This is a genomic window from Mesorhizobium sp. M7A.F.Ca.CA.004.12.1.1 (assembly GCF_003997835.1).
Lineage (GTDB): Bacteria > Pseudomonadota > Alphaproteobacteria > Rhizobiales > Rhizobiaceae > Mesorhizobium.
Genome location: NZ_RZRK01000218.1, coordinates 1 through 8,357 on the forward strand (window position 1 = coordinate 1; position 8,357 = coordinate 8,357).

General features: G+C 61.8%; 11 protein-coding genes and 1 pseudogene. 5 read left to right on the top strand and 7 right to left on the bottom strand.

Annotated features, from left to right (window positions below; genetic code table 11):
• From EN984_RS13825 to EN984_RS13835, 3 genes are all read left to right on the top strand, one after another.
• Positions 1–485: LysR substrate-binding domain-containing protein (locus EN984_RS13825; RefSeq protein WP_245480063.1), on the top strand; the 485-nt coding region annotated here is incomplete at its 5' end.
• Entirely contained in the window at positions 482–1,738 is a 1,257-nt protein-coding gene (locus EN984_RS13830) for an aminopeptidase (protein ID WP_127272629.1), read from the top strand. The genes EN984_RS13825 and EN984_RS13830, both read left to right, overlap by 4 nt.
• A gap of 16 nt (positions 1,739–1,754) precedes the next feature.
• A complete protein-coding gene (locus EN984_RS13835) occupies positions 1,755–2,117 on the top strand; it encodes a DUF488 domain-containing protein (RefSeq protein WP_127270292.1) in 363 nt (120 codons plus the stop codon).
• Positions 2,118–2,313: 196 nt separating this feature from the next.
• Here the strand turns inward: EN984_RS13835 and EN984_RS13840 are convergent, their stop codons facing one another.
• Positions 2,314–2,661, bottom strand: coding sequence for an ArsC family reductase (locus EN984_RS13840; protein WP_127270294.1), 348 nt, complete (start codon positions 2,659–2,661; stop codon positions 2,314–2,316).
• A gap of 147 nt (positions 2,662–2,808) precedes the next feature.
• Here EN984_RS13840 and EN984_RS13845 point away from each other — a divergent pair, with 147 nt between their 5' ends.
• Both EN984_RS13845 and EN984_RS13850 read left to right on the top strand, forming a co-directional pair.
• The gene (locus EN984_RS13845; RefSeq protein ID WP_127270295.1) at positions 2,809–3,165 is read left to right on the top strand and encodes a metalloregulator ArsR/SmtB family transcription factor; all 357 of its coding nucleotides are present in this window, start codon (positions 2,809–2,811) and stop codon (positions 3,163–3,165) included.
• A complete protein-coding gene (locus EN984_RS13850) occupies positions 3,162–3,641 on the top strand; it encodes an SRPBCC family protein (RefSeq protein WP_127270213.1) in 480 nt (159 codons plus the stop codon). The genes EN984_RS13845 and EN984_RS13850 overlap by 4 nt, the downstream gene beginning before the upstream one ends.
• 93 nt (positions 3,642–3,734) lie before the next feature.
• On the opposite strand, the gene EN984_RS13855 is transcribed toward EN984_RS13850, so the two are convergent.
• The 6 genes and pseudogenes from EN984_RS13855 to EN984_RS13885 form a co-directional block, all read right to left on the bottom strand.
• Complete coding sequence (locus tag EN984_RS13855) at positions 3,735–4,088, bottom strand: nuclear transport factor 2 family protein (RefSeq protein ID WP_127270215.1); 354 nt, start codon at positions 4,086–4,088, stop codon at positions 3,735–3,737.
• Positions 4,089–4,213: 125 nt separating this feature from the next.
• On the bottom strand, positions 4,214–4,837 hold the full coding sequence (locus tag EN984_RS13860) for a 2'-5' RNA ligase family protein (RefSeq protein ID WP_127270218.1): 624 nt from the start codon (positions 4,835–4,837) through the stop codon (positions 4,214–4,216).
• A 283-nt stretch (positions 4,838–5,120) separates the two neighbouring features.
• The gene (locus tag EN984_RS13865) at positions 5,121–6,206 is read right to left on the bottom strand and encodes an ABC transporter ATP-binding protein (RefSeq protein ID WP_127270221.1); all 1,086 of its coding nucleotides are present in this window, start codon (positions 6,204–6,206) and stop codon (positions 5,121–5,123) included.
• Complete coding sequence (locus tag EN984_RS13870; protein ID WP_127270224.1) at positions 6,196–6,804, bottom strand: cupin domain-containing protein; 609 nt, start codon at positions 6,802–6,804, stop codon at positions 6,196–6,198. The genes EN984_RS13865 and EN984_RS13870 overlap by 11 nt, the downstream gene beginning before the upstream one ends.
• A gap of 295 nt (positions 6,805–7,099) precedes the next feature.
• Positions 7,100–8,170, bottom strand: coding sequence for an ABC transporter substrate-binding protein (locus EN984_RS13880; protein WP_127270226.1), 1,071 nt, complete (start codon positions 8,168–8,170; stop codon positions 7,100–7,102).
• A pseudogene (locus EN984_RS13885) lies at positions 8,155–8,357 on the bottom strand (ABC transporter permease); the annotation flags it as partial. The gene EN984_RS13880 and the pseudogene EN984_RS13885, both read right to left, overlap by 16 nt.

An 8,357-nucleotide genomic window follows, 5' to 3' on the forward strand; every position in this document is an offset into this window, starting at 1 on the left:
CGTCGGTGATCGCGCAGGTCTGGGCAAGATCCTCGATCGACTTCAGTTTTTGGGCGATCGCCGACGAGCGGGCAATGATCAACTGGGAAAGCTGGTTCGAGACAGCAGGCGTTCCGCCTGTCACCTTCCTCAAGGGTGCGCGTTTCACCGACCCGATGCTGTGCCTGGAATCGGCGATTGCCGGCCATGGCGTGATGCTGGGCTGGCAATTGCTTGCCGCGGATGCGCTGACCGACGGGCGGCTGGTGGCGCCTTTCGGAATCCGCGCCCAGAGCGGGCTCGGCTATTGGCTGGTGACCTCGTCCGTCAAGGCGGAAAGCCGCAAGGTCCGTGATTTCAAGGTCTGGATCAGGGAAGAGATCGAGGCAACCATGGCGCGGTTCGGGTCCGTAAACCCAGAACCCGCCGGCGCGATCGCGGTGGAAAGGACGGAGGCACCGAGCTATGTAGAGTCGGACATCAAACTACGACAGGCAGGATCATGACCACACATTCGCGCGGCGTTTCCGCATCGATCGACCCGGTGAAGCTCGACAGGCTGGCGGAAGTCGCCATCAAGGTCGGACTGCAATTGCAGCCGGGGCAGGATCTGGTGCTGACTTCGTCGATCGCGGCACTGCCGTTGACCAGGCGGATCGTCGAGCACGCCTACAAGGCCGGCGCCGGGCTGGTGACGCCGATCTTCAACGACGACGAGATGACGCTGGCCCGCTACCGCTTCGGCGCCGATGCGAGCTTCGACCGCGCCGCCGGCTGGCTCTATGAAGGCATGGCGAACGCCTTTTCCAACAATGCGGCCAGGCTTGCCGTGCGCGGCGAGGATCCATCGCTGTTGTCGGCTCAGGATCCGGCGAAAGTGGCGCGCGCCAACAAGGCGAATTCGATGGCCTACCAGCCGGCGCTGGAAAAGATCACCGGCTTCGACATCAACTGGAACATCGTGGCCTATCCGGACCTCGCCTGGGCCAGGCAGGTTTTTCCTGACGATGCCGACGATGTCGCGGTCGTGAAGCTCGCCGACGCCATCTTCGCCGCGTCGCGGGTCGATGTGGAGGACCCCATCGGCAATTGGAAGGCGCACAACGCGGCGCTGCGCAGCCGCACCGAATGGCTCAACGGCCATGATTTCCATGCGCTGCACTTTGCCGGACCCGGCACCGACCTGACGGTTGGACTGGCGGACGGCCATGAATGGATGGGCGGCGCCTCGACCGCCAAGAACGGCATCACCTGCAACCCCAACATCCCGACCGAGGAAGTCTTCACCACGCCGCATGCAAGGCGGGTCGAGGGTCATGTCTCCTCGACCAAGCCGCTGTCCTACCAGGGCACGCTGATCGACGACATTTCGGTGCGTTTCGAAGAAGGCAGGATTGTCGAGGCCAAGGCATCGAAGGGCGAGGATGTGCTGAAGAAGGTGCTCGATACAGATGAGGGCGCGCGCCGCCTCGGCGAAGTAGCGCTGGTGCCGCATTCCTCGCCGATCTCGGCAAGCGGGCTGTTGTTCTTCAACACGCTGTTCGACGAGAACGCCGCCTGCCATATCGCGCTCGGCCAGTGCTATTCGAAGTGCTTCGTCGACGGCGCCTCGCTCAGCCAGGACGAGATCGCGGCGCGCGGCGGCAACAAGAGCTTCATCCACATCGACTGGATGATCGGTTCGGACAAGATCGACATCGATGGTGTCCACAAGGACGGCGCCCGCGTGCCCGTCATGCGCAAGGGTGAATGGGCTTGACCGTACGGAGGGTGCGATGGCCTTCGACCTGGCGGTCAAGCGTATCTACGAGCCACCCGCGCCCGATGACGGGCAGCGGGTTCTGGTCGACCGCATCTGGCCGCGCGGTGTCAGCAAGGAAGACGCTGCGCTGACGCTGTGGTTGAAGGACATCGCACCGAGCGACGACCTGCGAAAGTGGTTCGGCCATGCGCCGGCGCGCTGGCCGGAGTTTCAGGAGCGGTATCGTGCTGAGCTGGACGGGAACGGCGAGGCGGTGAGTGAATTGCGAGGCTTGATCAGCCACGGCAAGGTGACGCTGCTCTATGGCGCGCATGATGAAGCGCATAACAATGCGGTGGCGCTGGCGGGGTATCTCAGCGCAAGCGCTCACAATTAGCCATCGTTAGCCAGACCTTCGTCATCCTCGGGCTTGACCCGAGGATCCATGCCGCGACCTCAGTCGAAAGGCGCAGCGGAGCAGAATCTGCACCGTTGCAACACGGATAGATCACGGCATGGATCCTATGGTCTGCGCTGCGTCGCTCCGCTCCTTGCTTCGCCATAGGATGACGAAGTGAGGTGTATGCGCTGCCCTACTTCACCACCGCCTCATAAACATCAGCCTTGAACCCCACCAGAATCCGATCCCCAACCTCCAGCACCGGTCGCTTGATCACGGTCGGCTTGGCCAGCATCAGCGCCTTGGCCTTCTTTTCGTCGAGGCTCTGCTTGTCGTTGTCCGGCAGTTCGCGAAACGTGGTGCTACCCTTGTTGAGCAGCTTTTCCCAGCCGACCTTGCCCGCCCAGCCATCCAGCCGCTTCGCGTCCAGTCCCTCTGCCCTGAAATCGTGAAACCTGTAGGCCACGTCATGGCCTTCCAGCCAGAGGCGCGCCTTCCTGACCGTGTCGCAGGTGGTGATGCCGTACATGATGATCGTCAAAACAGTGGCCCTTCCGATTTCGAATCTGACCGCAGATTAAGGACGCTCTGCGCGCTTTGCCAGCGCTCCCCGGCATGCCTTCGGTTTTGCCCTTGCCAACACTAAGGAATTTCCCTAAGTATTTTGACAGCGCCTCAGGACCAACCAATGACAAGCCTTCAGACCACAACTCCGAGCCCTCCGCCGATCGACGGCATCTTTCGCGCACTGTCCGATCCGACGCGGCGACGCGTGGTGGAGCGGCTGAACCGCAGCCCTGCCTCGGTCAGCGAGCTTGCCCAACCGTTCGACATGGCCCTGCCCTCCTTCATCGAACATCTCAAAATCCTCGAAGGTTGCGGGCTGGTGCGCTCGCAAAAGACCGGCCGGGTCAGGACCTATCAACTGGCGCCCGAGCCGCTGAAGCTTGCCGAAAACTGGCTGGCCGAACAGCGCACGCTGTGGGAGCGCCGCCTCGACCAGTTCGACGCCTATGTGATGACCCTCAAGGAGACAGAAAAATGATCTATCCCCTCAAGCCGGATCCCAGACTGGACCTCGTGCTGGAGCGCGTCATCGATGCGCCGCGCGAATTGCTGTGGCGCGCCTTGACGACGCCGGAGCACGTCAAGCAATGGTTCACGCCGAAGCCTTGGATGATCACCGACTGCGAGATAGACCTCAGGCCGGGCGGGCTGTTCCGCACGCGCATGCAGTCGCCCGACGGAACCGAGGTCAACGACCGCCATTGCTGCTATCTCGAAATCGTGCCGAACGAGCGGCTGGTGTGGACGGATGCATTGTTGCCGGGTTACCGGCCGTCAGGGGAACCCTTCATCACCGCTGTTATCTCCTTGCAGCCGGACGGCAAGGGCACGCGCTACACCGCCACCGCCATCCATCGCGACGAGGCGACCCGCAACAACCATGAGGAGATGGGTTTCTTCAACGGCTGGGGCACGGTGGCCGATCAGCTTGGGCAGTACGTGAAGACGATCTGATCTTCCCACATGACGGCCAGGACGTTGTCTTGGCCGTCATGCTTGTTTTCAACCCGGGAGCGAAGAGAGCAGTCTCCCGGTGGCATTTCCGCCTCAATAATAGAAGCGCTCTTCGGTGATCTTGCCGTTCTTGACTGTGTAGAGGCCAACTTCATCCATGGTGACGCGCTCGCCGGTGGCCTTGGGCGTGATGTCGAACTTGAAGCGCACCGCGAACTGGTCTCCGTTGACATAGGGGCCCTCGACCGAGCCGCCATGCACTTCGTTGTTCTCCTGCCACCACTGGCCCTTCTGCTTGAGAGCCTCCTTGCCATGGGAGATGGCCATCGGCCCCGCCATGGCTTCGAGACTGACGATATCATCGGCATTGTACTTCTCGGCAGCAGCTTCGTTATCGCCCTGCTTGAGCAGTTCGGTGAAATCTTTGGCAATTTCCGCGATGGTCATTTGTGTTCCTCCTGTCAGACGCACTGCAAATGGGGAACAGCTTGCTGGCCTGCCACCATTGCCGGCACTACAGCTGACAAGCCGTGTCAGGACGATTGATATAGCGGCTGTATGACGACGATTTCTCACATGCCGGCTAGGGAATCGTCCTGACCGGTCAATTGCCAGGTCGCCGGACATTTGTATTCACCCTGGTGGCTACGGATCAGCGAAAAACTCCGCACTGTCCAGGATATCGGCTCAACGATCCGTTCCCGCACTTTTGGAACGCCCCTCCTGTCGCGAAGCAGCGTGACATGTGGCTCCAGCGAGGTCGTGATGAATGGCTTTAGCGGGCTGTCGTCAATTACGGCAGAGAGCTTGCGCCAGAAGGCTTGCAAAGTCGGCGAATGGTCGCTGCTGCGAAGCACCAGCGCCCCGCCGCCGAAAGCCGACAGGCGGTCGAAGCAAACATCGAATGGTGTGGCTTGCATCAGCAAGCCGACATGGCGGGCGATCTCCACCACACGCTTCTGTTTGCCGTCGCCAAGGCCGATCAGGGATATGTGCATTTGATCGGTTGGCGTCAGCCATCCCCGCAATCTCAGTTCCTGATTGTAGTGCTCAGCCCTGCGCCGCAGCATGGCATTGACCGGGTCTTCAACGAGAAATCCGTAAAACAGATGCGGCTCCCGGATCGGGCTCTGTCCTTCAAATCGGAAAAAGGTCTGACCGTTCTTCGCGGTTCCGTATGAAAATTGCCCACTCACAACCGATCTCGTCCGGCAGATTGTATCAAGCCGAGAAGCTTAGAACAAAAAGGGAACGAATCAAGTGAAAACAAAACCGGCGCTAATGGTTTCCGCATCAGCGCCCGCAAGCTTAACGGCGGAGCAAGCATTTTCGAGCAGGGGCCGAACCCTACGATCCGTAGCCGATGATGCCCTGACCTCCCGAAAATCGTGGATCGACCAGTCGACATACCCCCGGCCGTTGACCGACGGCTTGTAGCCACCGCGCGGCGTGTGCTCCGGTTATTTAACGTCGACAAAATTAGCTTGGTAGCACCGGGCAGTTGGCACCACGGCGCAGGCTGATATGCGCCACGTCTCCGACGCTGAATTGGGAACCCTCGGCCTGGCGCGGCGCATCGATGACAACAGGCGCGCCCTGCCCGAGTTCGGCATGAAGGCGCAGCGTGCGACCGTGAAAGACGACGCTGTTGACGCGCGCCGGCGCGGTGCCGGGCGCGGCCTCGGTCATCGCCAGCAAATCCTCCGGACGCACGCCGATGGTGCGGGTGGCGCCCTCGGCAGGTGCCTCGCTAGTTTCAGAAATAGCCTCCAGCGGCAGGGCGCCGGCGGCGAAGCGCAGGCGATCGCCGTCTCGGCCGACGAAGCGCGATTGCAGGAGATTCATGGTGCCGATGAAGCTCGCCACAAACTTCGTGGCGGGCCGGTCGTAAAGGGTGGCCGGCGGCGCGATCTGCTCGATGCGGCCCTTGTTCATGACGACGATGCGGTCGGAGATCGACAGCGCTTCGGTCTGGTCGTGGGTGACCATGACGAAGGTGGTGCCGAGCCGCGACTGCAGCCGCTTCAGTTCAACCTGCATCTGTTCGCGCAGATGCGCATCGAGCGCCGACAGCGGCTCGTCGAGCAGCAGCACGCGTGGTTCGCAGACGATGGCACGCGCCAGCGCGACGCGCTGGCGCTGGCCGCCCGACAGTTCGGAGACGCGGGCGCCAAGCTTGTCGGCGAGACCGACCATGTCGAGGGCTTCGCCGGTTCGCTTTGCCTGTTCGGCTCCAGACAGTTTGCGCAGTGACAGACCGAAGCCGACATTTTCGGCGACATTCATGTGCGGGAACAGCGCATAATCCTGGAACACGGTGTTGACCGGCCGGTCGAAGGGCCGAAGGGCCGTGATATCGCGACCATCGAGCAACACCTTGCCGCTCGACGGGCTTTCGAAACCGGCGATGACGCGCAGGCTGGTGGTCTTGCCGCAACCCGACGGCCCGAGCAGCGTGACAAACTCGCCGCTGATAATGTCGAGGTCGACGGCGTCGAGCCCGACGATGCCGCCAGGAAAAATCTTCGAGACCGCCTGCAGCCGCACGAGTGGATCAGGCGCCATCGCGAACCTCGGACGGCTTCGTGGTGTTGACCCAGAGGATCTGGCAACGCTCGGTGCCCGGATTGCGGAAGGCATGCAAAAGCGTGCTCTTGAACGCAAAACTGTCGCCGGCCTTCAGCACGTAATTTGTCGAATCCACCACCAGTTCGACCTCGCCGGCCAGCACGAAGCCGAATTCATGGCCGGCATGGGCATAGGCCTCGGCCGTGCCGCCGCTGGCTTCCACCGTCACCAGCATGCCGGTCAGCGTCGCGCCCGGGGGTGACAGCAGCGCCTTGGCAATGCCTTCCGACTTCACCGGGATCTGCCGCCGCTTGTCGGCGCGCACGCAATAGAGATCGTTGGCCGCATCGTTGCCGTCGGCGATCAGCGCCGACGGCTCGATGTCGAGGGCGGCGGCGAGCGGCCAGATCACCTTGACGCGCAGCGAGGACATGCCGCGCTCGATCTGGCTGAGCGCCCCGATCGACACACCAGCTTTTGCCGCAAGATCGGCCAGCGACAGATTGCGCTCCAGCCGCAGCGCCCGCACGCGCCGGCCGACCCGCACATCGGCATCGTCCTTCGGCTTCTCAGCCGGTTCGTCCAGCATGTCCATTTGTTAGTCCTTATTGCAGTGCTTAGGGCCGGTGGCGACCAAGGCCGGCTTCAGGGTTGGATAGCTATCGGGCGTCAGTGCTGCCCCTCATCGCCCTGCCGGGCACTTCTCCCCGTATAGTGACGGGGAGAAGTGGCTGGCCGCAACGCCGGCGCCATCCTTGCAACGCTGATGATTGGCGAAATGGGCGATGACAGCGTCCCTCTCCCCGTCACTATACGGGGAGAGGATGCCGGCAGGCAGGTGAGGGGCAGCGCAAACTTCGGCAATTGGTCGCCTCGAATACGGTTGAAACTCACCCGCCCGCCTTGACCTTTTCAAACATCTTGGCGAGGTCGTCATTCTGTTTCATCGGCCCGGTGAAGATGGTGGTCTTCAGCAACACCTCGGGATCGGATGGCAGCTGCAATTTCTCAAGTTCCTCCTTCGGCACGGTGGCGAAGGCGGAGTTCAGCGAGCTGCCGTAGCCATAGGCCTGGATCAGGTATTTGCCGGAGTCGGCATCCAGCCGGCTGTTGATGAAGTCATAGGCGAGATCGACATTCTTGGCGTCCTTGAGCATGACGAAGCCGCAGGCCCAGGTCAGCATGCCCTCCTTCGGCTTCATGAACTCGACCGGCACGCCCTGCTTCTTCAGCGACGTGGCGGACGCGTTCCAGGTCATGGCGGCGACCAATTGGCCGCTGGCCAACGCCTGTTCGACGGAGGTCATGTCGGTGGTGTAGTTGGAGAGCAGCGGGCGCTGCTCGCGCAGCTTCTCGGCCACCTTGTCCATTTGCTCCGGCGTCATGTCGAACGGATTGACGCCGGCGAGCAGTGCGGCAACGACCGGCGTGTCGTGCACGGCGTCGATCGTCGCCATGCGGCCGGCATACTGCTTGTCCCACAAAAGGTTCCAGCTCGCTTCCGGGTTCTTCACCAGATCGGTTCGGTAGAGGATCGAGGTGTTGCCCCAGTCCCATGGCACCATCCAGACCTTGCCGTCGCCGGCCTGCAGGTCGGGCAGGTTCTTGAACACCGGGAAGATCGAATCCCAGTTCTTGATGCGCTTGGTGTCGATCGGCTGCAGCAGGCCTTCCTTGTTCCAGCGCGCCACCTTGTCATAACAGGGATGCGCGATGTCGGGGCGGAAGCCGGCCTTGACCTTGGTGAAGGCGTCATCGTCGTCACCGAAGATGGAGGCCTCGACGCCATCGGGATGCGCGGCAAGGAAGCTCTTGTTGAAATCGGGCAGTTCATAGCCCGACCAGGTGAAATATTGCAGCTTGTCGCCGGCGAAAGCGACGGTCGACGACAGCGTCATCGCGAACGCCGTCAATCCAGCGCAAACAGTCTTTGCAGAGATCGATTTCAGGTCGAATGCCATTGCAGTTCTCCTCTCTTGGTTTGTTTTGGTTGTGATGGATCCGCGGGCTTTGGCGCCGTGGCGGACAGGCCGCGATGGCGCAGGATTTCAGCTGCTGCAGCGATGATGAAGGACACAGCCAGGATCGACGTGCCCAGCGCCATCACCGTCGGCAGCGACTTTGGAAAACGCAGCTGGCTCCAGATGT

What these genes read in the sequence shown, in the direction of transcription:
- EN984_RS13830 (WP_127272629.1), top strand. Translation starts at nt 482, where the DNA reads ATGACCACACATTCGCGCGGCGTTTCCGCATCGATCGACCCGGTGAAG.
- EN984_RS13850 (WP_127270213.1), top strand. Translation starts at nt 3,162, where the DNA reads ATGATCTATCCCCTCAAGCCGGATCCCAGACTGGACCTCGTGCTGGAG.
- EN984_RS13880 (WP_127270226.1), bottom strand. Translation starts at nt 8,170, where the DNA reads ATGGCATTCGACCTGAAATCGATCTCTGCAAAGACTGTTTGCGCTGGA.
- EN984_RS13870 (WP_127270224.1), bottom strand. Translation starts at nt 6,804, where the DNA reads ATGGACATGCTGGACGAACCGGCTGAGAAGCCGAAGGACGATGCCGAT.
- EN984_RS13865 (WP_127270221.1), bottom strand. Translation starts at nt 6,206, where the DNA reads ATGGCGCCTGATCCACTCGTGCGGCTGCAGGCGGTCTCGAAGATTTTT.
- EN984_RS13845 (WP_127270295.1), top strand. Translation starts at nt 2,809, where the DNA reads ATGACAAGCCTTCAGACCACAACTCCGAGCCCTCCGCCGATCGACGGC.
- EN984_RS13855 (WP_127270215.1), bottom strand. Translation starts at nt 4,088, where the DNA reads ATGACCATCGCGGAAATTGCCAAAGATTTCACCGAACTGCTCAAGCAG.
- EN984_RS13835 (WP_127270292.1), top strand. Translation starts at nt 1,755, where the DNA reads ATGGCCTTCGACCTGGCGGTCAAGCGTATCTACGAGCCACCCGCGCCC.